General features: G+C 73.4%; 19 protein-coding genes. 11 read left to right on the forward strand and 8 right to left on the reverse strand.

The annotated features are described in order from the left end of the window. Positions 1–15: 15 nt before the first annotated feature. From IF61_RS0106175 to IF61_RS0106190, 4 genes are all read right to left on the reverse strand, one after another. Positions 16–1,860: an LCP family protein gene (locus IF61_RS0106175; RefSeq protein ID WP_078659990.1), complete on the reverse strand. Its 1,845-nt coding sequence runs from the start codon at positions 1,858–1,860 to the stop codon at positions 16–18. 152 nt (positions 1,861–2,012) lie between these two features. After that, positions 2,013–3,866, reverse strand: a complete 1,854-nt coding sequence (locus IF61_RS0106180; protein WP_030365227.1) for an LCP family protein — start codon at positions 3,864–3,866, stop codon at positions 2,013–2,015. A gap of 230 nt (positions 3,867–4,096) precedes the next feature. Beyond that, on the reverse strand, positions 4,097–5,587 hold the full coding sequence (locus IF61_RS0106185) for an LCP family protein (protein WP_107042983.1): 1,491 nt from the start codon (positions 5,585–5,587) through the stop codon (positions 4,097–4,099). Positions 5,588–5,797: 210 nt separating this feature from the next. Continuing rightward, complete coding sequence (locus IF61_RS0106190) at positions 5,798–6,550, reverse strand: TIGR03089 family protein (RefSeq protein ID WP_030365229.1); 753 nt, start codon at positions 6,548–6,550, stop codon at positions 5,798–5,800. A 138-nt stretch (positions 6,551–6,688) separates the two neighbouring features. On the opposite strand from IF61_RS0106190, the gene IF61_RS0106195 reads away from it, so the two are divergent. The 3 genes from IF61_RS0106195 (at position 6,689) to IF61_RS0106205 (ending at position 10,281) form a co-directional block, all read left to right on the forward strand. Then, positions 6,689–8,122, forward strand: a complete 1,434-nt coding sequence (locus tag IF61_RS0106195; RefSeq protein ID WP_030365230.1) for a peptidoglycan recognition protein family protein — start codon at positions 6,689–6,691, stop codon at positions 8,120–8,122. Between the two features lie 81 nt (positions 8,123–8,203). Next, positions 8,204–9,304, forward strand: a complete 1,101-nt coding sequence (gene manB / locus IF61_RS0106200) for a mannose-1-phosphate guanylyltransferase (RefSeq protein ID WP_030365231.1) — start codon at positions 8,204–8,206, stop codon at positions 9,302–9,304. Between the two features lie 74 nt (positions 9,305–9,378). Next, positions 9,379–10,281 carry a DNA-3-methyladenine glycosylase family protein gene (locus tag IF61_RS0106205; RefSeq protein WP_030365232.1) on the forward strand — a complete coding sequence of 301 codons (903 nt, stop codon included), beginning with the start codon at positions 9,379–9,381 and terminating at the stop codon, positions 10,279–10,281. 189 nt (positions 10,282–10,470) lie between these two features. Here IF61_RS0106205 and IF61_RS0106210 read toward each other — a convergent pair whose 3' ends face one another. From IF61_RS0106210 to IF61_RS0106220, 3 genes are all read right to left on the reverse strand, one after another. Further along, positions 10,471–11,790, reverse strand: coding sequence for a coenzyme F420-0:L-glutamate ligase (locus IF61_RS0106210; protein WP_030365233.1), 1,320 nt, complete (start codon positions 11,788–11,790; stop codon positions 10,471–10,473). Beyond that, positions 11,787–12,782 (reverse strand): 2-phospho-L-lactate transferase, encoded by a 996-nt coding sequence (gene cofD, locus IF61_RS0106215; RefSeq protein WP_030365234.1) that lies wholly within the window; start codon positions 12,780–12,782, stop codon positions 11,787–11,789. Before cofD ends, IF61_RS0106210 begins: the two co-directional genes overlap by 4 nt. An 84-nt stretch (positions 12,783–12,866) precedes the next feature. After that, a complete protein-coding gene (locus IF61_RS0106220; RefSeq protein WP_030365235.1) occupies positions 12,867–13,400 on the reverse strand; it encodes a cysteine dioxygenase in 534 nt (177 codons plus the stop codon). A gap of 130 nt (positions 13,401–13,530) precedes the next feature. Here IF61_RS0106220 and IF61_RS35720 point away from each other — a divergent pair, with 130 nt between their 5' ends. From IF61_RS35720 to IF61_RS0106240, 4 genes are all read left to right on the forward strand, one after another. Next, positions 13,531–13,671 carry a hypothetical protein gene (locus IF61_RS35720; protein ID WP_157848546.1) on the forward strand — a complete coding sequence of 47 codons (141 nt, stop codon included), beginning with the start codon at positions 13,531–13,533 and terminating at the stop codon, positions 13,669–13,671. A 456-nt stretch (positions 13,672–14,127) separates the two neighbouring features. Continuing rightward, entirely contained in the window at positions 14,128–14,391 is a 264-nt protein-coding gene (locus IF61_RS0106230; RefSeq protein WP_004952403.1) for a WhiB family transcriptional regulator, read from the forward strand. A gap of 463 nt (positions 14,392–14,854) precedes the next feature. Beyond that, positions 14,855–18,640, forward strand: coding sequence for a glycosyltransferase family 2 protein (locus IF61_RS0106235; protein WP_030365237.1), 3,786 nt, complete (start codon positions 14,855–14,857; stop codon positions 18,638–18,640). Further along, positions 18,637–20,202, forward strand: coding sequence for a DUF5719 family protein (locus tag IF61_RS0106240; protein ID WP_030365238.1), 1,566 nt, complete (start codon positions 18,637–18,639; stop codon positions 20,200–20,202). The genes IF61_RS0106235 and IF61_RS0106240 overlap by 4 nt, the downstream gene beginning before the upstream one ends. 30 nt (positions 20,203–20,232) lie before the next feature. Here the strand turns inward: IF61_RS0106240 and IF61_RS0106245 are convergent, their stop codons facing one another. After that, on the reverse strand, positions 20,233–20,649 hold the full coding sequence (locus IF61_RS0106245) for a metallopeptidase family protein (protein ID WP_030365239.1): 417 nt from the start codon (positions 20,647–20,649) through the stop codon (positions 20,233–20,235). A gap of 364 nt (positions 20,650–21,013) precedes the next feature. Here IF61_RS0106245 and IF61_RS0106250 point away from each other — a divergent pair, with 364 nt between their 5' ends. The 4 genes from IF61_RS0106250 (at position 21,014) to IF61_RS0106265 (ending at position 24,995) form a co-directional block, all read left to right on the forward strand. Continuing rightward, complete coding sequence (locus IF61_RS0106250) at positions 21,014–21,454, forward strand: DUF3499 domain-containing protein (RefSeq protein ID WP_078659993.1); 441 nt, start codon at positions 21,014–21,016, stop codon at positions 21,452–21,454. Between the two features lie 87 nt (positions 21,455–21,541). Next, positions 21,542–22,900 (forward strand): phosphomannomutase/phosphoglucomutase, encoded by a 1,359-nt coding sequence (locus IF61_RS0106255; RefSeq protein WP_030365241.1) that lies wholly within the window; start codon positions 21,542–21,544, stop codon positions 22,898–22,900. Positions 22,901–23,536: 636 nt separating this feature from the next. Then, entirely contained in the window at positions 23,537–23,722 is a 186-nt protein-coding gene (locus IF61_RS0106260; RefSeq protein WP_030365242.1) for a Trm112 family protein, read from the forward strand. Positions 23,723–23,822: 100 nt separating this feature from the next. Further along, a complete protein-coding gene (locus tag IF61_RS0106265; RefSeq protein WP_030365243.1) occupies positions 23,823–24,995 on the forward strand; it encodes an SIS domain-containing protein in 1,173 nt (390 codons plus the stop codon). Positions 24,996–25,021 lie beyond the last annotated feature (26 nt).

Consider the following 25,021-nt stretch of genomic DNA (forward strand, 5'->3'; position numbering starts at 1 on the left):
GATGCGGACGCCCGCTCAGAAACGATTCAGCGAGTTCACCTTCATGCAGGCGGAGGTGTCGTTGCCGTTGAGCGGGTCCGAGCTCTCGGGGGCCTTGTTGTCGGCCTCCTTCTTGGGCTTGCCGTCCTTGGGCTTGTCGTCGCCCTGCGCCTTGTCGTCGTCGCCAGGCTTCCCGGACTCCTCACCCTGCCCGGCCTTGTCGGCCTGGCCGGGCTTCCCGGCCTTCCCGGGCTTCGCGCCCTTGTCGTCCGCGGCGGCGTCGTCGGCCTTCGGGTACGTCATCCCCGTACGCCAGTCCCCGCCGATCACCAGCGTCAGCCCGTCGACCGCGGTGGACATCCGCACCGCCCGCTCCGGCAGCCCGAGGGCCTTGGCCAGCGCCTCGGCGTCGGCGCGCTGGGACGCCTTCGCGTAGCTGAGCGTCGTGTCGGCCTGGGCGCGCGGCGTCGAGTCCGAGGTGGCCTTGGTGAAGCCCTGCTTGACGAGCGCCGCGGCGATCTCGGCGCCGCGGCCGGTGACCACGGGCTGGGTGGCGGTGCCGGTGCCGTTGAAGACCGTCACCGCGATGGAGCCCTTGGGCGATGCCGGGCCGGACGGCGCGGGGCCCTTGTCGTCCTTCTTCGGGTCCTTGCCGTCGAGCGCGGTGTCGCTGCGGACGAGCGAGAACAGCTTCTCCGCGTCGCCCGGCTTGGGGATGACGTGCGCGTCCGGGTCCCACGGGTCGGACACCCACGGCATGGTGGTCATGGTGATCCGGCCGGACGGCACGCGCTTGATGTCGTCGGCGAGGTCGTAGAGCTTCTTGACCGAGCCGAGGTCCTTGTCGACGGTGAGCGCCTTGGTGGCGGCCTCGGCGAGGTCGGTGAGCTTGTCCGGGTCGCTGAGCTTGGTGCCGGACTTGAGCTGGCGGACCATCGCGTTCATGTACATGTGCTGGGCGTGGGTGCGGCCGATGTCGCTGCCGTCCTCGAAGCCGTGGCGCGTGCGCAGCCACTGCAGGGCCTGCTCGCCCTTGACGTTGTGGGTGCCCTTCTCCATGCGCAGCCCGGACAGCTTGTCGTAGACGTTGTTATCCACGCAGACCGGGACGCCGCCGACGGCGTCGGCCATGTTCACCACACCGGCGAAGTCGATCATCATGAAGTGGTCGATGGGGATGCCGGTGAGCTCTTCCCAGGCGGCGACGGTGCAGCCGGGCCCGCCGTTCATCAGGCTGGTGTTGATGATCTGCCGGTTCGTCTCCTTGTAGACCTTCCCGTCCTCGGGGTCGGTGCACTTGGGGATCGTGACCCGGGTGTCGCGCGGGACGCTGATGACCGACATGTTGCTGCGGTCGGCCGAGACGTGGACGAGCATCTGCACGTCGGCGAGCGGCTTGCGGTCGGCGTCCTCGCGGGCGCCGCCGAGGGCGACGTTCGCCGCCGAGTTACGGCTGTCGGAGCCGAGGAGCAGGATGTTCAGCGGGCGCTGGCCCGCGGCGTTGGCGGCGCTGCGGTCGAGCCGCTTGTCGCCCAGGTTGAGGGCGTCCTTCTTCAGGTTGCCGTTGAGGTGCTGGTAGTAGAACCAGCCCGCGGCGGAGGTGCCGAGGACGAGGACCGCGAGGCAGAGCGCGGCCCAGCGGGCTATTCGGGCCGCACGGGCGCGCCGGCTGCGCGGGGGCGCGGCCCCGGCGCGGCCCTTGCCCGGCTTCTCGCCTTTGCCGGCCTGCGCGCCCTTCCCGGTGCTCCCGGCCTCTTCTTCTCTCCCGGTCTCCTCGGACGGCTCGGCCGCCCCGTCGGCCGGTGCGCCCGCGCCGTCCTTCTCGCGTGCGCCCGGCACGCTCTTGCGCGTCCGTGGCCCCCGCACGCTGTTCTGCCGCATCAGGCCTCCCCTAAGTGGTGCGTCCGGCCCGATGGGCAGGCGTGTCGTATCTCTTCGATCGGTGCGCGCCGATCGGGGCGCGCGGCAGGGCCGGCCTGCGGTTCAACAGACCGGCCGTCCGATAGTGAGATGCATCTGGGCGGTGCCTGGGTTCACTTGGCGCAGATGTTCTTGTCGTCCGCTTCGACCCTTTGGATGTCTTCCGGAGCCTTTGCCGGCGCCTCGACGTGGATCGGGGTGCCCGCGGCCTTGAAGTCCGAGCCCAGCGTGAGGGTCATCTCGGCCGGGGCGGTGGTGGCGGAGCTCTGCTTGAGGGCGTCGGCTTCGAGGCCCATGACGTCGGCGAGGCGGCGCGCCTGGTCGGCCTGGGCCGGGGCGAACTCCAGAACCGTCTTGTCGACCTTCTTGCCGCCGGCGGCGTTGCCGCCGTTGCTGGAGCGGACCATGCCCTTGCTGTTCTGCATCCAGCTCACGGCCTCCTGGGCCGCGCCCATCCGGCCGCTGCCGTTGAGGACCTTGACCCGGACGGCCGCGGGCGCCGAGCGCGGGCCCTGCAGCAGGGCGGCCTGCTTGGCGTCGGCCTGCTCCTGCTGCTTCTTCTCCTTCTCCTTCACCTCGGTGAGGGAGACGTCCTGACGGACCATCGCGAACAGCGGCTCGGCCTTCGCCTTGTCGAGGACGACCGTCTTGTGGTTCTTGCCCTCGGCGGGGTTGTCGACGACGGGGACGGTGGCGAAGGTGATGTTCTTGAGGTTCACCCGGCTGAGGTCCTTCGCCAGCCTGGTCAGGTCGCTGACGGAGCCGATGCCGGAGTCGACGGTCAGTGACTTCGTCGCCGCGTCGCCCAGGTTGTAGAGCTTCTTGGGGTTGGTGAAGGTGTCGTCCGACTTCATCTCGCGGATCATCGAGCTCAGGAACTGCTGCTGGAGCTTGATGCGGTCCAGGTCGCTCTCGAAGCCGACGCTGTGCCGGGTGCGGACGAACGCGAGCGCGTCCTCCCCCTCGATCTTGTGCCGGCCCTTGCTCAGCTTGAGGTGCGACTTGGGGTCGTCGATGTCCTTGCCCAGGCACACCTCGACGCCGCCGACCGCGGACGACATCTTCTTGACGGCGTTGAAGTCCGCCATCATGAAGTGAGTGACCTTCAGGCCCGTGAGCTGCTCGACGGTCCGCCAGGTGCAGCCGGGGTCACGGTCCTCCTGGCCCAGGCTCTCGTTGAAGCGGACGCCCTTCGAGCCGGGGATGGACTTGGTCTTCCCGTCCTTCTTGGTGGCGCACTCCGGGATGTCGGTGATCATGTCGCGCGGGATGGAGAGCGCGGTGGCGTTCGACCGGTCCTCGGAGACGTGGAAGAGGAGGGTGGTGTCGGCGTGGCCGACGCTGCCCTCGTCGCCGTAGCCCTTGTTGCCGTCGCCATCACGCTTGTCGGTGCCGATGACCAGGATGTTGACGGGGCCTTTGGTGACGGCGCCGTTGTTGATGCCGACGTCAACCTTGTTGAGGTTGTTGTTGAAGTGCTCGTAGAGCAGGTACGCGCCCAGCGAGCCGCCGACGAGGACGAAGGCCAGCGTGCCGCCCGTCCACAGCAGGACCTTCTTCTTCGTGGACTTCTTCGGCTTGGGCTTGCGCCTGCCCGTCGCGGCGGCCTTGGCGGCCGCCGCCCTGCTCCCGGCCTTGGTCCCCGGCTTGGCACCCGCCTTGGCGCCTGTCGCGGCCCCCGGCTTGGCTCCGGGCGCGCCCCGGCGACCGGTGGCGCGCGGGCCCGGCACTTCCCCGCCCGGCTTGGGGCGGGGCGCTGAGCCCGGCGAGGCCTTCGAGGAAGGCGCGAAGGAATTGGCAGAGCTGCCGGGGTTGGTGATGGCCGAGGGGGTTGAGCTCGCCCCAGGGGCCGGCTCCGCCCCGTCGGCATGGTCGAGACGCAGCTCGTAGCTGCCGGTCTTCGGGTCGAAGACCCACTGGTCGGCGGGGTCGATACCGCCCGCCCGCCCACGGCCTTGCGCGTCCACGGTCGCTTGAATCCTCCGTCGGTGCCACGCGGCGCCTACCCCCCCGAGGCGCTCGGTCACGTCGTCTGTGCAGTGCGCGGTCAGCCCGGCCGTGCGCACCGGATCGCTCACACTATCCGCCCAGTTCAGCGTCAAGCGACGCCGGTGACAAATTCCACTCCCCTACAACTGGGCAATCTGCTCAATCCCTTCGACCGGGCCGGGAAACCCGTTCGTGCGTTTTGAGCGATTCATCCACAGATGCCGCGTGCGGCCGTGGTCCCTTCGTACGTGGGAGGGCCGTTCGGCGGAGGCGAACCGGCGGAGGAGGCCGGTGCACTCGCATTTGCCGAGAAATTACCACCGGGGGGCACGGCCGTGCCGTTCTGCCCGCCGGTCCCGCGCGGTGCGCGGGAAGCACCCGGCGCGGCCGGGCCTCCCGTCCCCCCGCTGCCCGGCGTTCGCGCCGGCCCCCCTGTTCCCCCTGTGCTTCCACCTCCCGTGGGTCCCTGCGGGCTGCCGGGCCCCTCCTGACTCCCCGGTCCCGTCGGACCCTCCGTACCGTCAGGTCCCTCCTCGGCCCCGGGTTTGCCGGCCCCCGGCCCGGCTCCGGGCTTCGTGCCCCCCGGCTTGTTCTCCGCCGCCCGGACGTTGCCGCTCACCGACACCGGCCGGTCCTCGCGTAGTTGCCTGAAGAGCAGGTCGGCGTCCGGCTGCACCAGTTCGTCCCGGTTGGGGTTGTACGGGTACGGGCGGCGCGGCACCGTCAGGAACAGCGCCCGGTCGCTCGGGACGGTCCGCACGGTGCGCACCAGGTCGTACATCTTCCGCAGCGAGTCGAGCCCGGCGTCGGTCGTGAGCGAGGACGTGGCCGCATCCAGCACGGGGTAGAGCCGGGTGGGGTTGAGCAGCACCCCGTCGCTCTTCATCTCCTTGAACAGGGCGCCCAGGAACTGCTGCTGCCGCCCCATCCGCTCGGTGTCGCTGCCGCCGCCGAGGCTGTAGCGCGCCCGTACGTAGCCGAGGGCCTGCTCGCCGTGCAGGGTCTGCCGGCCGGCGGGCAGCCTCAGCTTCGCCTCCTGGTCGTCGACCGGCTGCTTGAGGCACACCTCGACCCCGTCGACCGCGTCCACCAGCCGCTTGAACCCGTTGAAGTCCAGGATCAGGTGGTGGTCGATGCGGATGCCGCTGATCTTCTCGACGGTGCGGATCGTGCACGCCGCGCCCGCCTGCTCGTACGCCCAGTTGAACTGCGCGAAGCGCTCGTTCGTCTCCGTGCCGTCCGGCCGCCGGCAGCGCGGGATCATCGACATCAGGTCGCGCGGCAGGCTGACGGCCGTCGAGCTCTTCCGGTCGGCGGCGAGGTGCAGCAGGATCGTGGTGTCCGAGCGCTGGGTGCCGCTGTCCTCGCCGTACTGGCCGTTGCCCGCGCCGCTGCGTGTGTCCGAGCCGATGATCAGGATGTTCTGGGCGCCCTTCACCAGGGCGACGGGGCGCTCCTTCTCCCAGCGCCGCAGCTCGTCCGCCGTCGCCGTGTCCGTGGTGATGTTGCTGTTCAGCCGCTCGTAGAGGAACCAGCCCACCGCCACCACGCCCAGCACCGCCAGCGCCGTGGCCAGGGCCAGCCAGCGCAGCCAGCGGCGGCGGCGCCGGGGCGCGGGCGGCTGCTCGTCCGGCTCCTCGAAGAAGGCGGAGCAGGACGGGGAAGCCGGGGGGCCGGGCCTTCCTGGGCTGTGGGTCACGGCTGCGCTGCGTCCTCCTCGGGGTCGGGGCGGTCGTACGGGCCTCGGGGGCCCGCGGACCGGCGGCCGTACGGACCTCGGGATCCTTGCGGACCTCAGAGACCCTTACGGACCTCGGGATCCGTAAGGACCTCGCGATCCTCATGGACCTTGCGATCCGTACGGCCGATCATCGCCCGGGAGCGGCGGAGCGGCATCGCGAGAGGGCCGTCAGAGGGCCGTCACGGTGACGCGCTCACTCTCCCGGCGCTTGTCCAGGCCGCCGCCGGAGAGCCGGTCGAGGTGGCGGCACAGCACCACCGACCCGCCCGCGGCCAGCGGTGCGAACAGCCCGGCGGACAGCCCGTCCCAGGTGCCGTAGGGCAGGCCGGACAGTATGCGGGAGCCCGGGCCGAGCCCGTGCTGGAGGGCGTCCGTGCGCGCCCGCTCCACCAGCTCGGCGCCCGTCAGCTCCAGCCCGCCGACGGCGAGCGCGGGGGCGTCCGGGTCGACGGGGGCGTACGGCGCGAAGCGGTCTCCCTGGCTCGGCACCTCGACGGCGTAGTCGGCGAAGCCCGCGGGCGGCTGGGGGAACCGGCCGCCCAGGGGGCGCAGGGCCAGCGCCACGCGCTCGCCCGAGCACGCCCGCGCCTCCTCCAGCGTGTCCGGCCCGCTGACGACGAGGTCCGCGGCGGCCGGGTCGCCGCCGACGTCGGCCAGCACCCCGGTGGAGGAGCAGGCCAGCAGCCAGACGGCCGTCTGCCAGTGGGCGGGCAGCAGCAGGGCGAGCCGGTCGCCGGGCTCGGCCGCGAGCTCGCCCTGGAGCAGGTTGGCGGTCTTCGCCACCCAATTGGCGAAGGTGGCCACGGACAATTCCACGCGCTCGCCGGTGGCGTCGTCGTAGAAGGTCACGAGCGGGCGGGCCGGATCCGCGGAGAGCGCGGATCGCAGCAGGTCGGCGGGGGTGCGATCGGTGGCGTTCATCGGCGTCAGCGTACGCGGCGGGGCGGCGGCCGGTCAGCCGGACGGACGACGCCGAAGGAGTGGGCGGGGCGGTGCGGCGCCGCCCGGCCACCACTTGACGAATGGACAGATTTAAGGCTTATGTCCAAGATTTTCGTCATGCGTGGAATCCTTGTCTCCTCGACCGTGGCCGCCTGCGCCGCCGCCCTCGCCCTGCCCTTCCTCGCCACCCCCTCGTCCGCCTCGTCGTCCACCCACGACCCGGGCGTCACCGCGCGCTCCGTGCCCGGCAGCACCCAGTCGCTGCCGCTCGTCCCGCTCCGCGGCCCGGGCCACGGCGGCAGCCATGCCAAGGGCCACGGCAAGAACCGCACGGCGGGCCCCGAGCCCACCTCCACGGAACAGGGCCTGCCCCAGATGGAGGTCAAGCCCTTCTCGCTGGTCGGCATCGTCTGGGACGACGCCGCCGCCGAGCTGCGCGGCCACGCCCAGGTGCGCACCCGCCCGGTCGGCAGCCGGGACTGGGCGGACTGGCAGGAGGTCTCCACCCACGACGACGACCGCCCCGACACCGACTCCACCGAGGCGCGCGCCGGGCGGCTGCGCGGCTCCACCGCCCCCCTGTGGGTCGGCGCCTCCGACGCCATCCAGGTGCGCGTACGCCCCGACGCCGCGAGCGGGCGCACCCCCGGCGGCTCCCTGCCCGCCGGAATGCGCCTGGAGCTGGTCGACCCCGGCGTGGACCGCGCCCGCTCCGCGGCGCCGCCCGTCCCCAGCGAGAACGAGCTCGCCGCCTCGGCCGCGAACGTCCCGCTCGCCCCCCTGGGCGCCACCGAGATCCCCGCCCTCGGCAAGCCGGAGTCCGAGGGCGACGTCGAGCACACCGGCGTGGGCGAGCTGCCGGCCGACGACGAGGAGGACGGTTATCCGGCCGACAGCGATGACCCGGACGACTCCGACCGCCCCGGCTCCGCCGACGGCGGTCGCTACGTCGGCCCCCGCCCCCGCATCGTCACCCGCGCCGGCTGGGGCGCCGACGAATCGCTGCGGGAGTCCGGCTTCTCTTACACCGGGGCCGTCCGCGCGGCCTTCGTCCACCACACGGCGTCCGGCAACCGCTATTCCTGCTCGCAGTCCGCCTCCGTCATCCGCGGTATCTACCGCTACCACGTTGTGAGCAGCGGATGGCGGGACCTGGGCTACAACTTCCTCATCGACAAGTGCGGCACCGTCTACGAGGGCCGCTCGGGCGGCGTGGCCAGGCCCGTCAAGGGCGCGCACACCCTCGGTTTCAACAGCAACAGCATGGGCATCGCCGTTCTCGGAACGTACGGAACCACCAATCCGTCCAACGCGGCGGTCGACGCGGTGGCGGACCTCACCGCATGGAAGCTCGGACTGTTCGGCGCCAACCCGGCCGGCACGACGAGCCTGGTCTCCGGAGGCGGAAATCTGTTCAAAAAGGGCACCAAGGTCCGGCTCAAGGTCATTTCCGGGCACCGCGACGGCTTCTCCACGGAGTGCCCCGGCGACCGCCTCTACCGCAAGCTCGGCACCGCCCGTTCCGTCGCGGCGCGCCTCCAGGGACGCTGACCCGGCGCGGCGGCACCCTCCGGTCTGCATACACTGGCCGCCGATCACGGCCCGGCCCCAGCAGGAAGCAGAGACGAACCCTTGACTAAGACGTCTTCTTCGCCAGAAGCGATCCTCCTGGTCGGCGGCAAGGGAACCCGGCTGCGTCCGCTCACGATGAACACGCCCAAACCCATGGTCCCGGCGGCGGGCGTCCCCTTCCTGACGCACCAGCTGGCGCGGGCCCGCGCGGCGGGCGTGGAGCACATCGTGCTCGCCACGTCGTACCTGGCGGAGGTCTTCGAGCCGTACTTCGGCGACGGCTCCGCTCTCGGCCTCCACCTCGAGTACGTCACCGAGGAGGAGCCGCTCGGCACCGGCGGCGCCATCCGCAACGTCGCCTCCCGGCTGCACTCCGGACCGGACGACCCCGTCCTGATCTTCAACGGCGACATCCTCACGGGCCTGGACATCGAAGCCCTCGTGCACACCCACCGCAGCACGAACGCGGACGTTTCCCTCCACCTCACCCGGGTCGAGGACCCCCGCGCGTTCGGCCTGGTGCCGACCGACGCGACCGGCAGGGTGACGGCGTTCCTGGAGAAGCCGCAGACGCCGGAGGAGATCGTCACCGACCAGATCAACGCGGGCGCGTACGTCTTCAACCGCTCGGTGATCGACAGCATCCCGGCGGACCGCCCGGTCTCGGTCGAGCGCGAGACGTTCCCGGGCCTGCTGGCGGCCGGCGCGCACCTGCAGGGCATGGTCGACTCGACGTACTGGCTGGACCTCGGCACGCCGCAGGCCTTCGTCCGCGGCTCGGCCGACCTGGTCCTGGGCCGGGCCCCGTCACCCGCGGTCCCCGGCCGCTGCGGCGACCGGCTCGTCCTGGACACCGCCGACGTGGCGCCGGACGCCAAGCTGACGGGCGGCACGGTCGTCGGTGCGGGCGCGCGTGTGGAGCCGGGCGCCCTGGTGGACGGCTCGACGATCCTCGACGGCGCGGTCGTCGAGGCGGGCGCGCAGATCCGCGACTCGCTGGTGGGCGCCGGGGCGCGCATCGGGGCGCGCACGGTGCTGGACGGCGCGGTGATCGGGGACGGGGCGCACGTAGGGGCGGACAACGAGCTGCGGGCGGGAGCCCGGATCTGGTGCGAGGCGCGGATCCCGGCGGGAACGATCAGGTTCTCGTCGGACCAGTAGTCAGACCAGTAGGGGGCGAATGAATCCGGCATACAACGCCATTGGCGATAAATGCCGGAACGTACCCTGGCAGGATGAAGACCCGCACATGGACCCCACCGGCCCCGTACGACATGGGGCGCACCTTGGGCGTCCTCGCGCGGGGCCCGGGTGACCCGGCCTACCAGGTGGACCCGGACGGCTCCGTGTGGCGGGCCAGCCGCACTCCGCAGGGCCCGGGCACGCTCCACCTGACCGACCAGGGCGGCGGCATCCACGCGGAGGCGTGGGGCCCGGGCGCGGAATGGCTCCTGGAGACCCTCCCGGCCCTCCTCGGCGCCGGTGACGACCCGGGCGCCTTCATGCCCCGCCACCGCCTGGTCCACGAGGCGCACCGCCGCCACCAGGGACTCAGGCTGGCCCGTACGGGCCTGGTCCTGGAGTCCCTGATCCCGTCGGTCCTGGAACAGAAGGTCACGGCGGACGAGGCGTACAGGGCCTGGCGCCTCCTCCTCCAGCAGCACGGCGAACCGGCCCCGGGCCCGGCGCCCCGCATGCGCGTGATGCCCAGCGCGCGGGGCTGGGCGACGATCCCGTCCTGGGACTGGCACGGGGCGGGCGTGGACGGAAAACGCTCGGCGGCGATCATCCGGGCCGCGCGGGTGGCGGCACGCCTGGAGGAGGCGGCCGCGATGGACGACGCCCAGGCGTCCCGGCGCCTCCAGGCAGTCCCCGGCATAGGCCCCTGGACGGCGGCGGAGACGCTCCAGCGCAGCAATGGCGCCCCCGATGCCGTCACGGTAGGGGACCTGCACCTACCGAAGATCATCGGCTACGCCCTGACGGGCGCCGGAGGCATGGATGACGAGGCGATGCTGGAGCTGTTGGCCCCCTACGAGGGCCAGCGCCACAGGGCATGCCGCCTGATCCTGCTCACAGGCACCAGACCACCGCGCAGAGGGCCGCGCTTCTCGGTGAACGACATCAGGGCCCTCTGACGAGGGAGGGACGGGGCAGCCGTCTGACGACGGCGGGAGGGCGACGGGGCCGCAGGGGCAGGGTCCCTGGACGCTGACGTGTATTTGTGGCGCCAAGTGCCGGGCGAGAACGCGCAGGGGCGCAGGGCGCCGTAAATATACGGTCCAGGGACCCTGCCCCGGAGGCCCCGGCGCCCGGCCCCGTACGGACTACCGCACCGAGATGAACGCGTCAGCGACCCGCTCAGGCCGCTCACGCGGCGGCGCCGCCGCGTGCCCCACCGCCACGGCCCCCATGGGATCCCACCCCTCCGGCAGCTCCAGCACCTCCCGCACCACATCGCGGCAGAACATCGTCGACGAGATCCACGCCGACCCCAGCCGTTCCCCGGCCAGCGCCACGAGGAAGTTCTGCACGGCCGCGCCGGCCGCGACGACGAACATCTCGCGCTCGGACGCGTTCCGCCGGGCATCGGGGTAGGTGTGAGACCCGTCCATCACCAGACAGGGCACGACCAGATAGGGCGCGTTCCGCAGCACGTCACCGCGCCGCACCCGCTTGGCGATGCTCTCCTCGCTGAACCCGTCCCCGCGCAGGTCCGCGATCCACGCCTCCCGCATGGCGTCGAGCAGCCGCACCCGCGCCTCCCCGGACTCCAGCAGGACGAACCGCCAGGGCGTCGTGTGGTGCGGGGCAGGAGCGGTGATGGCGGCGGCAACGGCCCGCCGCACGGCAGCACCGTCAACGGGCTCACCGGTGAACTCCCGCACGGTCCGCCGCAGTGTCACGGCTTCCCGTACGGCCTCGGACGTCCCGAGCCGGAACATGTCGTCGCCGGCGGCCCGCACAAGCTCCCGCGCCCCGGGGGCACCGTCCTCGCCCACCACGTGGGGCAACCCGCGCACCACCGCGACCGGCAGCCCCGAGGTCTTCCCCTTGACGAGGTCCCCGGCAGCGGCCAGCTCGTCCGCCGTGGCGACGACGGTCGCGCTCAGCGGATTGCCGTGCGTGTCGGTGCCGCCCCGCAGGTCGTCCAGCACGCGCACCCCGGCCGCGCCGATGGCGACGTCGGTCAGCCCGTTGCGCCAGGGCCGGCCGAAGGTGTCCGTGACGACGACGCCCACGTCGACGCCGAGGGCTTCCCGGAGCCCGTCGCGCAGGGCGCGGGCGGAGGCGTCGGGGTCCTCGGGCAGCAGCAGTATCGTCCCGGCGGCGGTGTTGGACGCGTCGACGCCGGCGGCGGCCATCACCAGGCCCTGCCGGTTCTCGACGATGCGCAGGGGCCCGCGGCGGGCGACGACCCGTACGGTCTCGGCGTCTATGGCCGCCTCGCGGTCGCCGGCCCGGACGATCCGGCCCTCGGCCTTGCTGACGATCTTCGAGGTGACGAGCAGGACGTCGCCGTCGGCGAGCCCGGGCAGGCCCTCGCCCGTGACGGCCCCGGCGAGGAGCTTGACGAGGTCGTCGCCGGCCTGCACCTCGGGGATGCCGGGCACGGCCCAGACCCGGTATTCGGGGACCCCGCTCACGCCCGCACCTCCTCGGCCAGTGCCAGCGCCTCCCGGGCCATGGCGGCCGTGGCTTCGGTGTCGGTCATCATGAGCGGCACGGCCCGGCACCGGATGCCCGCGGCCTCGACCGTCTCGACGGCGCCGGCGTCGACGGTGTCGACCAGCCAGCCGTCGAGCAGCCCGGAGCCGTAGTGCCCGGCGACGGCCGCGGCGGTGGACTCCACGCCGACGGCGGCGAGCACCTTGTCGGCCATGCCGCGCACAGGCGCGTCTCCGACGATGGGGGAGAGGCCGACGACGGGCGCGGAGGCGGCGGCGACGGCTTCGCGGATGCCGGGCACGGCGAGCACGGTGCCGATGCTGACGACGGGGTTGGACGGCGGGAAGAGGATGACGTCGGCGGCGGCGATCGCTTCCAGGACGCCGGGCGCGGGCTTGGCCTGCTCGGCGCCGACGGGGATGATCGCGTGCGCGGGCACGCCGGCCCGCAGCCGCACCCAGTACTCCTGGAAGTGCACGGCCTTACGCGAGGGGGCCTCGGAACCTGCGCCGGCGCCGCCATCAGGGTCATCGATCAGAACATGCGTCTCGACCCGGTCGTCGCTCATGGGAAGCAGCCGCACCCCGGGCTGCCACCGCTCGCACAGCGCCTCGGTCACGGCGCTCAGCGGGTATCCGGCGCCGAGCATCTGCGTACGGACGATGTGCGTGGCGAAGTCGCGGTCGCCGAGCCCGAACCACTCGGGCCCGACGCCGTACGCCGCCAGCTCCTCCTTGACGGCGAAGGTCTCGCCGGCCCGGCCCCAGCCCTGCTCCTCGTGGATGCCGCCGCCGAGGGTGTACATCACGGTGTCGAGGTCGGGGCAGACCTTGAGGCCGAAGAGGTGGATGTCGTCGCCGGTGTTGCCGATGACGGTGATGCCGGCGTCGGGGACTGCTGACTTGAGGCCGCGGAGGAAGCGGGCGCCCCCGATTCCACCGGCCAGAACGACGATGCGCTGCGTAGGCATGGGAGACAGTCTGTCAGCCCGCGGATCGACGACCGAGGGGCGGTGTCCGGCTGATGACCGAGTGCGTCAGCCGGACATGAAGCCTCAGTTGGCCAGGACATCCCCGACGCTGACGGCGGGCGCGGCCGCCCCGGCCGCCGAGACCGACGCCCGCATGGGCATCTCGGTGAGACCCGGCGAGTACACGTGCAGGCTGACGGCCGGCGCGAGCGAGTCGTTGACGATCTCATGAGCGTATCCGGGCGCGAAGACGCGCTGGGCTCCGGCGCGCAGCACCTGCCGCGCGCCGCCGGGCGCCCCGGTGCTTCCGGTGATCTCGGTCAACTCACCCTCGAGGACGGTCAGCACCCCGGAGGAGGGGCCGTGGTCGTGGGCCCCGCTGCCCTGCCCGGGTACCCAGCTCAGCAGCCACACCTCGTAGCCGGGGCCGACGCGGAGGCGGTGGTACCAGCGGCTGGTGGCGTCGTACTGGACGAGGTGGGCCCAGGAGGCGTGGTCGGCGGCGACGGAGCGCGCCAGCCCGGCGAACTCGGCGACGGTACGGGGGTGGGCGGGCGCGGGCGGCATGAGGTGGGGGATGGCGAGCGGGTCGCCGGCGATCTGGACGTCGCTGTTCATGTGCGGGGGTTCCTCGGCGGAAGCGGCGGAAGCGGCGGAAGGTGCGGGGGAGCGCGTGACGTGCGGCGGAGCGTGGGGGTGCCCGGAGCTACGGGTGACGCGGGGGCGCGGTGCACCGTGGACGGCCGTGATGACGGCCGCGCGGGCGCGGGGCGCGGCGATGCTGCGGAGGGGTCAGCCGGAGCTCTGGGGCGTCGACGGCATCAACAGCTGGAACAGCGACAGCGAGCCTGCACAGCGCAGCGGGACCCGTAGCTACGGGTCAGGCTGAGGGCGGCGTTCACTGGCATGCCCACCACGGTGACGGGCCTGGCCACGTTGTGTCAACCGCATGTCCCATTTGGGGGCAATGTTTCACCTCATCCGGTAACTGTGGGTGCTCCAAGGTTTGCGGGGGTGTGACCATGGAGAGGTGGCGCCCGACCGGGGCCGCAAACATCGTTCGGCCGGACGGTGCAACGGGATTGCCGTGCGTGACGTCCTCTCCTTGCAGAGGGGGACGGGGCGGCCGTGGCCCGGTGGAAGCGGCGCAGAGGGGTCTGTCCGGACTTGTAATCTTTTGGACACTTTCTGCTTGGCTTTGGTTCCGCAGAGTGAATAAGGGGCCCAATAGCAGATCTCGGCTTGACTGGCCCGGATCGGCACACTTGTAATTTCACCCGTGTCGTTCTGCCGCACTTGATGAAGGCGGCGACGCGGGGACGTAAATGACAGACGAGGGGCGCACATGACCGAGCTGTTTCAGCAACTGCTGGTCGAGGAGGCGGACGAGGAGCTCGGCTGGCAAGAGCGCGCGCTGTGCGCTCAGACCGATCCCGAGTCCTTCTTCCCCGAGAAGGGCGGATCCACGCGGGAGGCGAAGAAGGTCTGCCTCGCCTGCGAGGTCCGCTCGGAATGCCTTGAATATGCCCTTGCCAATGACGAGCGCTTCGGCATCTGGGGCGGCCTGTCCGAGCGTGAGCGCCGCCGCCTCAAGAAGGCGGCGGTCTGAGCTTCCGATAGGCCTATCGGTCCTATGGGTCCCCCAAGGATCCCTAATGGATCCCCGGATCCCCTGGGTCGGACAATCGGGCTTATTGGTTTCGGTGATTCCAGGGCCAGCGATTCGCCGGTGAATGCGGGAATTAATGGGCTGGTAGTTACCGTAAGTTAAAAGTGAAGGCCATGTATTGGCTCCCTGTCGCCGGGAGGGCCTTCCGCACCTACGACGTAACCGATGACGTACGCCATGACGCACCCCATGACGTACGCACGGCGTACGCACCGCGTACGGGACATCCGGTCCGCCCGTCGCGCCACCGGCGCGAGGCGGACCGCTGTGTGCGCAGCCACTAGTGTGGTGGCCCGTCCGAGACGCACCGCCGCCCCGACGGGCGCACCCGCGGCCGGCGCAGTCCAGCACAGCAGTCATCCGGGGCCCCGCCCCGGACCCCGGCCGGAGGGCCCGTACCCCGATGTCCGTGCACAGCAATGCGGCGCACTCGAATACGGCGGACGCGTCCGCCGCCCCCAACCGTCTGCCCACGTTCGACCCCGCCGTCCCGCCGGCCTTCCCGCGCCACGTGGTCACCGCCGTGATCGTCAGCCACGACGGCGCCCGCTGGCTCCCCGACGCCCTGTCCGGCCTGCTCGGCCAGGAGCGGCCCGTGCAGAGCGCCGTCGGCGCCGACACCGGCAGCAATGATGACTCCGCCCAGCTCCTCGCCGACGCCCTCGGCCCGGACCGCGTCCTGCACCTCGCCCGCCGCGCCGGCTTCGGCACCGCCGTCGACGAGGCCCTGCGCGCCGTCCCCGCGCCCGACCCCGAGGACCTGCCCTACCTCAAGCGCTCCAGCGGCTGGGACCCCGTCAGCCGCACCTGGCGCGAGGACGGCCACGACCAGCCCGGCGACGGCCGGCGCCACGGCGACGCCGACCTCGAACCCGTCCAGTGGCTGTGGCTCCTGCACGACGACTGCGCGCCCGAGCCCGGCGCCCTCCACGAACTCCTGCGCGTCGCGGACTCCGAGCCCGGCGCCGCCGTCCTCGGCCCCAAGCTGCGCGGCTGGTACGACCGCCGCCAGCTCCTGGAGACCGGCGTCTCCATCGCCCGCAGCGGCCGCCGCTGGACCGGCATCGACCGCCGCGAGCAGGACCAGGGCCAGCACGACCAGATCCGCACCGTGCTGTCCGTGTCCACCGCCGGCATGCTCGTCCGCCGCGACGTCTTCGAACAGCTCGGCGGCTTCGACCCGCGGCTGCCCCTCATGCGCGACGACGTCGACCTGTGCTGGCGCGCCCACGCCGCGGGCCACCGCGTCCTCGTCGCCCCCGACGCCGTCCTGCGGCACGCCGAGGCCGCCGCCCGCGAACGCCGCCCCGTCGACTGCGCCGGCCGCCGCCCGGTCAACCCGCACCGCGTCGACAAGGCCGGCGCCGTGCACACCCTCCTCGCCAACACCCGCGGCCCGGCCCTCGCCTACGTGATGCTGCGGCTCATCCTCAGCACCCTCCTGCGGACCGCCGGCTACCTCCTGGGCAAGGCCCCCGCGCAGGCCCTCGACGAGCTCACCGGCCTCTTCCGCGTCCTCCTGAGGCCCGGCCGCATCCGCGCCGCCCGGGCGAAGCGCGGCGCCCCCGCCGTGGCGCCGAGCGAACTGAGACCCCTGTTCCCGCCCCCCGGAGCCACCCTCCGGGCCACCGCCGAGCAGCTGGCGACCAGCATCGGCGGCCGCTGGGACGACGGCCCCGCAGGCGGCCGCCACGGCGCCGTCGAATCCGGGCCGACCGGCGAGGACGCCGACTTCCTGGAGATCGAGCAGTTCGCCCGCCTCAAGCGCATCTTCCGCAAGCCCGCCCCCGTGCTCTTCGCCCTCCTGCTGCTCGTCTCCGTCGTCGCCTGCCGCGAGCTCTTCGGAACCGGCAGCCTCTCGGGCGGCGCCCTCCTGCCCGCCCCCGACGGTGCGTCGGCCCTGTGGGCGCGCTACACGGACGCCTGGCACCCCGTCGGCGTGGGCAGCACCGGAAGCGCACCGCCCTACCTGGCGGTCCTCGCCGCCTTCTCGACGCTCTTTCTCGGCTCCACGGGCTTCACCCTCACCCTGCTGCTCGTCTGCTCGGTGCCCCTGGCCGGGCTCAGCGCCTACTTCGCCTCCCGCCCGCTGGTCTCCTCCCGCCCCCTGCGCGCCTGGGCCGCCGTCGCCTACGCCTTCCTGCCCGCCGCGACCGGCGCCCTCGCCGGAGGCCGCCTCGGCAGCGCCGTCCTGGCCGTCCTGCTGCCGCTCATGGCGCGTACCGCCGTCGCCGCCACCGGCCTGCGCGTCCCGGGCGCCCGCCCCACCTGGCGCGCGTCCTGGGCGTACGCTCTCCTGCTCACCGTCACCACCGCCTTCACTCCGGTGGTGTGGCCGCTCGCCGTCGTCCTGGGCCTGGCCGCCCTGGCCTTCCACGGCGCCCAGGGCGGGCGCCCGCGGCTGATGCTGCACGGCCCGCGCTTCCTCGCCGTCACTCTCACCCCCCTCGCCGTTCTGGCCCCCTGGTCACTCGGCCTGTTCGCGCACCCGGGCCGCTTCCTCACAGAGGCCGGCATCGGCCAGGCGGCCACCGGCGCGTCCTCCCCGCTGTACCTGCTCACCGCCGACCCCGGCGGCGCGAGGACCGTCGCCGGCGCGCTGCTCGCGGGGGTCGTCCTTGCCGCGCTCGCGGCCCTGCTGCGCGCCGACCGGACGCTCGCCGTCCGCGGCGCCTGGGTGACCGCCCTGGCGGCCCTCGCGGCCGCCGTCCTCTCCGCCCGCTCGGCCTGGGCGGGACCGGCCACCCTCCTCTACGGGCTCGCCCTCATCGCCGCCGCGGTCGTCGGTGCGGAAGGCGCGCGGGCGCGCGTGGCCGCCCTCAGCTTCGGCTGGCGGCAGCCCGTGGCCGTGCTCATCGCCCTCGCCGCGGCCGGCGCCCCCCTGGTCGCGGCCGTGGGCTGGGCGGCCGGCGGGGCGGACGGCCCGCTGCAGCGGCGCGACGCGGCACAGGTCCCCGCCTTCGTGGCGGAGGAGGCGGCCACCCGCGACCAGGCCCGCACCCTGGTGCTCGACGGCCGCGACAGCCGCGTCACCTACGCACTCGTCCGGGGCTCCGGCGCCCGGCTCGGCGACGCAGAGGCGGCCGCGGCCGCCGGGGCCGACCCGAAGCTCGACTCCGTCGTCGCCGGCCTCGTCGCGGGCTCCGGCGCCGACCAGGCCGGCCTCCTCGCCGACTACGCCGTCGGCTACGTCCTCGTCCGCGACAGCGCCCCCGCGGCCATGGGCCGCGCCCTGGACACCACTCCCGGCCTGACGCGGCTCAGCCGCCAGGACCACGCCTCCCTGTGGCGGGTGGACCGCGAGGTCGCCCGCATCACCGTCGTCGCCGGCGGGGCGCAGGGGAGCGCCCAGGGCGGCGGCGAGCAGCCCGCCCCCGCGCCGGTCGCCGCCGGGCCCGTCGAGTCCCGCGCGAAGCTCCCCGCGGGCCCCGCGGGGCGGGTCCTGCGGATCGCCGACAAGGCCGACCCCGGCTGGCAGGCCACGCTCGACGGACGCCCCCTCAAGCGCACCACCGTCGACGGCTGGGCGCAGGGCTTCGAGCTGCCCGCCGCCGGCGGCAGGCTGGCACTGACCTACAAGGCGCCCGCCACGCACAGCACGTGGCTGTGGGCGCAGGGCCTCCTCGCGGCCGTCCTCGTGGTGCTCGCCCTTCCCGGGCGCAAGCGCCAGGTCGACGACGACCTCCCGGAGGAGGAGAGCGCACCTGCGGCCGTCGCCGCGCCCGCCTCCGTACCGGCCCAGGCCGCGGCCGGCGAGGGCCGCCGCGCGCGCAGGCTGCGGGCCGCGGCGGAGGCCGCCCGGCCGGACACCGTCCCGGCGCCGGAAGCCCCTCCCGCCGGGCCCGTCGCCGACTCCTACGCCGACCCGTACGCGGCCCCCTATGCCGACGCGTACGCCGATCCGTACGGGCAGCAGCACGTGCAGCAACAAGGGCAGGAATACGGGCAGCAGTACGGGCATGAGATGCCCTACGGCACGTACGGCGAACAGCACTATCAGGGAAGCCAGGAGGGCACGTACGACGCCACCTACGGTGGCGCCCACCAGCAAGCCCCGTACCCGTACCCGGCGGAGCCCTACGCGAACGGGCAGACCGGGGCGTACGACCCGTACACCTACGGCGGAGCACACGACACGACGTACGGCGGCGGTGACCGGCACCACCGCGACGGGAGCGAGCAGCAGTGAAGCGCACCACCCTGTCCCTGTTCGCCGCGACCGCCGCACTCGCGGCCCTGGGCGGCGTGGCCGTCCTCACCGCGCCGTCCGGCGCCGACAGCGGCGGCAGCGCGGCCCGTACGGCCGCGAAGGCGCCCGCCCGGCTGCCCGTCCAGCGCTCCATGGCCCTCTGCCCGGCCCCGACTTCGTCGGACGTGGGGGAGACGGCGTACACCGCCTTCACCCCGGCCGGCGGGGCGAAGAGCGCGAAGAAGGGCACGGCCGAACTGCTGTCGGCAGCAGGCGGCGACAAGAAGGACGACAGCAACAAGAAGGACAGCAAGGACAGTAAGGGCAACAAGGGCAAGAAGGATGACAAGGGCCCCGCGCCCGCGGGCACTTCGGTCCTGTCCCTGAAGGAGCCCGGCAAGCCCGCCACGGCCACCACCGGCCGTTCCGACGCTCCCGCCCTCATCGGCAGCGCCGACGGCGCGCTCGCCCCCGGCTGGACCGTCCAGCAGACCACCGTGATCGCGGCCGGCAGCGGCCGCGGGCTGCACGGGCTGACCTGCACGGCGCCCGACACCTCGTTCTGGTTCCCGGGCGCGAGCACCGCCAAGGGCCGCCAGGACTACGCCCACCTGACCAACCCCGACAGCACGGCCGCCGTCGTCGACCTGGAGCTCTACGGCAAGGACGGCCGGATCAAGTCCGGGGCCGGGGAGGGCGTCACCGTCCCGCCGCGCTCCACCGTCCCGGTGCTGCTGTCCTCCCTGGCCGACCAGCCCGCGGAGGACGTCACGCTGCACGTGGCCGCCCGCTCGGGCCGGGTGGGGGCGGGCCTGCAGACGGCCGACGACAAGAAGGGCGGCGACTGGCTGCCGGCCTCCGCCGAACCGGCCGCCGACGCCGTCCTCCCGGGCATCCCGGGCGACGCGACGTCCGTACGGCTCGTCGTCTTCGCCCCCGGCTCGGACGACGCCGACCTCAAGGTGCGCTTCGCCGGCCCGAACGGCACGATCACCCCGGCCGGCCACGAGGCCCTGCACGTCCGCAGCGGCATGACCGCGGCCGTCGACCTGGGGGACGTCACCAAGGGCGAGGCGGGCTCGCTGCTGCTCACCGCTGACGGCAGGAGCGCACCGGTCGTCGCCGCGCTGCGCGTCACCCGCGGCAAGGACGACAAGCAGGAGACGGCGTTCATCCCCGCCGTGCAGCAGCTCGGCGGGCGGGCCACGGTGGCGGACAACCGCCCCAAGGGCAGCACGCTCGCCCTGGTCGCGCCCGGCAAGGAGGCGGCGCAGGTCAAGGTGACCTCCTCGGCGGGCAGCGAGGGCGGCGAGCCGGCGGAGAAGACGTACACGGTGAAGCCGGGCACCACCCTGACCGTGGAGCCGCCCCAGCCGGCGGGAGCCAAGGGGTCGTTCGCGGTGACCGTGGAGAAGGTCTCCGGCGGGCCGGTGCACGCCTCGAGGATGCTGGCGCTGCCCAAGGACGGAGTCCCCATGTTCACGATCCAGCCGCTGGCGGACGACCGTTCGTCGGTGAAGGTGCCGGAGGCGGGGCAGGACCTGTCGATGCTCAACCGCTGAGGGGCGGCCCGCCCCCGGTGGCCGGGCGGCTCAGTCCTGGCCGTAGCGGGGGTCGACCGACTCCGGGGCGAGCCCGAGGAGTTCGGCGACCTGCTCGACCACGACCTCGTGCACCAGCAGGGCGCGCTCCTCGCGGCCCTTGGTGCGGATCTCCACCGGGCGGCGGTAGACCACGATGCGGTCGGGGGCGTCGCCGCGGGCGGCCACGTAGCGGCCGAGGGGCACGGACTCGCCGTCGAAGTCGAAGGCGTCCAGGCCGTCGGGGTCGCTCAGCGCGCCCCCGGCGTCACTCCTGGCGACCGGCACCTCGCGGACCACGAAGTCGACGGACGCGAGCTGCGGCCAGCGCCGCTCCAGCCGCTCCGCGGAGTCGTGCACCAGGTCGACGAACGCCTCGCCGCGGCTGACCGACAGCGGCACTTGGGGCGGAGCGATCGGCCCGCGCATGCCGCGTCCATGGCGGTCGCGGTGGCGGGGGCGCGGCCCGGATCGGCTGGGGACGCCTCCGGTGGTGGCCGGAGGAGGTACGCGGTTGTCCATCACTCTTGAGGGTATCTGTCGGCCGCCCCGTCGCACGTGGCTGTCGCGCATCCCGGGAATGTCGCCTGATGAACATTCCGGCCAGCCCTGTGATCAATTATGGTCAGATACCGGACCGTCCGGTCTGCTTGCGCGGGTCCGGGGAGGGGTGCCGGTGTGCGCACCCGCCTCTGGTGAGACCCTGTTCACCAGTCCTCGCGCAGGTCAGCGGGGTGGGGAGAAGCAGGCGTCCACAGGACGAACCAGGACGACACGGAGGGGTGAGCCGGGGGTGAGTCGTCGCGGCCCGCTCAAGAGTGCGGTACCGTCCAACCTCGTGAGCCCTGTACGTCGCTGTTCGCGCACCGCGTGCGGCCGCCCGGCCGTCGCGACGCTGACGTACGTCTATGCCGACTCGACCGCCGTCCTCGGACCGCTCGCCACCTACGCCGAACCCCACTGCTACGACCTGTGCGCCGAGCACTCCGAGCGCCTGACCGCCCCCCGCGGCTGGGACGTCGTCCGGCTCGCCCTCGACAGCGGCCCCGCCCGCCCCAGCGGCGACGACCTCGAAGCACTCGCCAACGCCGTGCGCGAGGCGGCCCGTCCGCAGGAGCGCGCCGTCCAACCCGGCCCCCCGCCGGGCGCGTCCGGCCCCGGCGGCCGCGAGGCCGATCCCATGGAGGTCGCCCGCCGAGGCCACCTCAGGGTTCTTCGCTCACCCGACAACTGAGGCTGCGCCCGGCCGCCCCGGGCCCGGACCGTCACTTCCTCCCGGTAGGTTTGTCTCCCCCGTACCGGACCCAGGAAGGCGTTGGCTGTGGCTGATCTGTCGCAGATCGTGAAGGCATACGACGTACGCGGTGTGGTCCCGGACCAGTGGGACGAGACCCTCGCGGAACTCTTCGGCGCCGCCTTCGCCGAAGTCACCGGAGCGAGCGCCGTCGTGGTCGGCCACGACATGCGGCCCTCGTCGCCCGGCCTCTCGGGCGCCTTCGCCCGCGGCGCCGCCGCCCGCGGCGTGGACGTCACCGAGATCGGCCTCTGCTCCACCGACCAGCTCTACTTCGCGAGCGGCCACCTCGGGCTGCCCGGCGCGATGTTCACGGCCAGCCACAACCCCGCGCAGTACAACGGCATCAAGCTGTGCCGGGCCGGCGCCGCCCCCGTCGGCCAGGACACCGGCCTCGCCGAGATCCGAGCCCTCGTCGAGGGCTGGCTCGAAAACGGCGCCCCCGAGCCCGCGGCCGCCCCCGGCACCGTCACCCGCCGCGACGTCCTGGAGGACTATGCGGCCCACCTGCGCTCCCTCGTCGACCTCAGCGGCATCCGCCGCCTCAAGGTCGTCGTCGACGCCGGCAACGGCATGGGCGGGCACACCGTCCCCACCGTCTTCGCCGGGCTGCCCCTCGACCTCGACGCCATGTACTTCGAGCTCGACGGCACCTTCCCCAACCACGAGGCCAATCCCCTCGACCCGAAGAACCTCGTCGACCTGCAGGCGCGCGTGGCCGAGGTCGGCGCCGACCTCGGCCTCGCCTTCGACGGCGACGCCGACCGCTGCTTCGTCATCGACGGCAACGGCGACCCCGTCTCGCCCTCCGCGATCACCGCGCTCGTCGCGGCGCGGGAGCTCGCCAAGCACCCCGGCGGCACCGTCATCCACAACCTGATCACCTCCTGGTCCGTGCCGGAGGTCGTCAAGGAGTGCGGCGGCACGCCCGTGCGCACGCGCGTGGGCCACTCCTTCATCAAGCAGGAGATGGCCACCACCGGCGCCATCTTCGGCGGCGAGCACTCCGCGCACTACTACTTCCGCGACTTCTGGAACGCCGACACGGGCATGCTCGCCGCCATGCACGTCCTCGCCGCCCTCGGCGGCCAGAGCGGCCCGCTGTCCGAGCTGGTCGCCGAGTACGACCGGTACGCCGGCTCCGGCGAGATCAACAGCACCGTCGCCGACCAGGCCGGGCGGACGGCCGCCGTCCGCGCCGCGTACGGGAAGCTGCCGGGCGTGGAACTGGACGACCTCGACGGCCTCACCGTCACCACCCCCGACTGGTGGTTCAACCTCCGCGCCTCCAACACGGAACCCCTCCTCCGCCTGAACGTCGAGGCCCGCGACGCGGAGACGGTGGCCCGAGTACGGGACGAGGTCCTGGCGATCGTCCGCGCGTAACGCCCTCCGGGCGGGGGTGGCGGGCCATGGCCCCGGCCACTGAATCCGCGGCAGCGGTGAGCGCGCGAATCCGGCCTTTTCGGCGGTGTCGTTCCGGTTTGGGTCGGGTGCGGTGCCGCCGGTGTGCGTTGCCGTGGCTGATCGCTGTCGCGGCGGTGGGAGATGCCGGGCCCGGCAGGGCGGACGCAGCCCTGGCCGCTGAATCCGCGGCAGCGGTGAGCGCGTGAATCCGGCCTTTTCGGCGGTGTCGTTCCGGTTTGGGCCGGGTGCGGTGCCGCCGGTGTGCGTTGCTGTGGCTGTTCGCCGTCGCGGCGGTGGGAGATGCCGGGCCCGGCAGGGCGGGACGCAGCCCTGGCCACTGAATCCGCGGCAGCGGTGAGCGCGCGAATCCGGCCTTTTCGGCGGTGCCGTTCCGGTTTGGGGCGGGTGCGGCACCGCCGGTGTGCGTCGTCGTGGCTGATCGCTGTCGCGGCGGGGAGATGCCGGGCCCGGCAAGGTCAGACGCCACCCCGGCCCGCGCCGGGGCGGCCGAACGGAAGGGGCCGTGCGCACGCACACCCCGCATGCCGCGCTTCCCCCGGCGGAGCGCGAAGGTACCCTGGCCGCACAGAGACGTACATCCCGAAGGGAACCCCCATGCCGCTCGAAGCCGGTCTCCTGGAGATCCTCGCCTGCCCGGCGTGCCACGCGCCTCTCCGCGACGAGTCCGCCTCCGAGGAGTCCCCCGAGCTGGTGTGCGAGGGCGAAGGCTGCGGCCTGGCCTACCCCGTCCGGGACGGCATCCCCGTGCTGCTCGTGGACGAGGCCCGGCGCCCGGCCTGACACCGGCGCGCCCGCCCGACCGCCCCCCGACCCGCCGGGAGGGCACACCGCACGGCGTACACCACGGCGTACACGACGGCGACCCGGAGGCTGATCCACGGTGTTCGACGAGTCACTCCTCGATGATCCCGACGCCCTGTCCCGCGCCGACCTCCACGGTCTCCTGCGCGGTGCCGCCGAGTCGGGCGCCCGGGTCCGCACGGCCGCCCGCAACGCGGCGGAGGCCGGCGTCCCCGAGCTCCGCCCGGACGGCCGCCCCCGCGCGGTGCTGGTCGCAGGGCCGGGCCCGGCCGCCGGCTGCACGGCGGACCTGCTCACCGCACTCGCCGGGGGCAGCGCCCCCGTCACTCTGATCCGCCCGACCGGCGTGGCCCCGGCACCCGGCGCCCTGCGCTGGGCGCTGCCCGGCTGGACCGGCCCCCTCGACCTGCTGCTCGTCGCCAGCCCGGACGGTACGGAACCCGGCCTCGCGATCCTCCTGGAGCAGGCGTACCGCCGGGGCTGCTCCGTCGTCTGCGTCACCCCGGCCGGCTCTCCCCTCGCCGACGCCACCGCACAGGCCCGCGGTCTCGCGGTCCCGCTGACGACGTCGCCGAGCGAGACCCGCGAGGGCATCGAGCCCGGCAGCGAGGACCGGCCGAGCGGCGAGCGCCCCGCGCTGCCCATCGGCCCGGGCCTCCTCTGGTCCCTGCTCACGCCCCTGCTCGTCCTGGCCGACCGCATAGGGCTGCTCGCGGCGGACCCGTCCGCGGTCGAGGCCCTCGCCGACCGCCTCGACCAGGTCGCCGAGCGCTGCGGCCCGGCCATCGCCACGTACAGCAACCCCGCCAAGACCCTGGCGGCCGAACTGGCCGACACCGTTCCCCTGATCTGGACGGAGGGGGAGCTGGCCGCCGCGGCCGGCCGGCACTTCGCCGTGCTCCTCGCCGCTCTCGCCGGCCGCCCGGCCCTGGCCGCCGAGCTCCCCGAGGCGCTGACCGCCCACGGCACGCTCCTCTCGGGCGACTTCGCCGCCGGCGCCGACCCCGAGGACTTCTTCCGCGACCGCGTGGAGGAGCCGGAGACGCTGCACGCCCGCGTCGTCCTGCTCCGCGAGCAGGAGCCGGACGTCACTTCGCCCGCCCCCGCCGCCCGCGAACTCGCCCTGCAGCGCGAGACCCCCGTCAGCGAGCTGGAGCCCACGGACACCGACAGCGCCCTGCAGACCGCCGCCGAACTGCTGGCCATCACGGATTTCGCTGCCGTCTACCTGGCCCTCGCCTCGACCCCGTAGACGTAGACGCCGAGACGACGACGCAC

The organism is Streptomyces roseoverticillatus, assembly GCF_000719265.1.
GTDB classification, from domain to species: domain Bacteria; phylum Actinomycetota; class Actinomycetes; order Streptomycetales; family Streptomycetaceae; genus Streptomyces; species Streptomyces roseoverticillatus.

Bases quoted from the DNA above. Each gene is read 5' to 3' on its own strand.
- IF61_RS0106175 (WP_078659990.1), bottom strand. From the start codon at position 1,860: ATGCGGCAGAACAGCGTGCGGGGGCCACGGACGCGCAAGAGCGTGCCG.
- IF61_RS0106190 (WP_030365229.1), bottom strand. From the start codon at position 6,550: ATGAACGCCACCGATCGCACCCCCGCCGACCTGCTGCGATCCGCGCTC.
- IF61_RS0106195 (WP_030365230.1), top strand. From the start codon at position 6,689: ATGCGTGGAATCCTTGTCTCCTCGACCGTGGCCGCCTGCGCCGCCGCC.
- IF61_RS0106205 (WP_030365232.1), top strand. From the start codon at position 9,379: ATGAAGACCCGCACATGGACCCCACCGGCCCCGTACGACATGGGGCGC.
- cofD (WP_030365234.1), bottom strand. From the start codon at position 12,782: ATGCCTACGCAGCGCATCGTCGTTCTGGCCGGTGGAATCGGGGGCGCC.
- IF61_RS0106220 (WP_030365235.1), bottom strand. From the start codon at position 13,400: ATGAACAGCGACGTCCAGATCGCCGGCGACCCGCTCGCCATCCCCCAC.
- IF61_RS35720 (WP_157848546.1), top strand. From the start codon at position 13,531: ATGACGGCCGCGCGGGCGCGGGGCGCGGCGATGCTGCGGAGGGGTCAG.
- IF61_RS0106230 (WP_004952403.1), top strand. From the start codon at position 14,128: ATGACCGAGCTGTTTCAGCAACTGCTGGTCGAGGAGGCGGACGAGGAG.
- IF61_RS0106235 (WP_030365237.1), top strand. From the start codon at position 14,855: ATGTCCGTGCACAGCAATGCGGCGCACTCGAATACGGCGGACGCGTCC.
- IF61_RS0106245 (WP_030365239.1), bottom strand. From the start codon at position 20,649: ATGCGCGGGCCGATCGCTCCGCCCCAAGTGCCGCTGTCGGTCAGCCGC.
- IF61_RS0106260 (WP_030365242.1), top strand. From the start codon at position 23,537: ATGCCGCTCGAAGCCGGTCTCCTGGAGATCCTCGCCTGCCCGGCGTGC.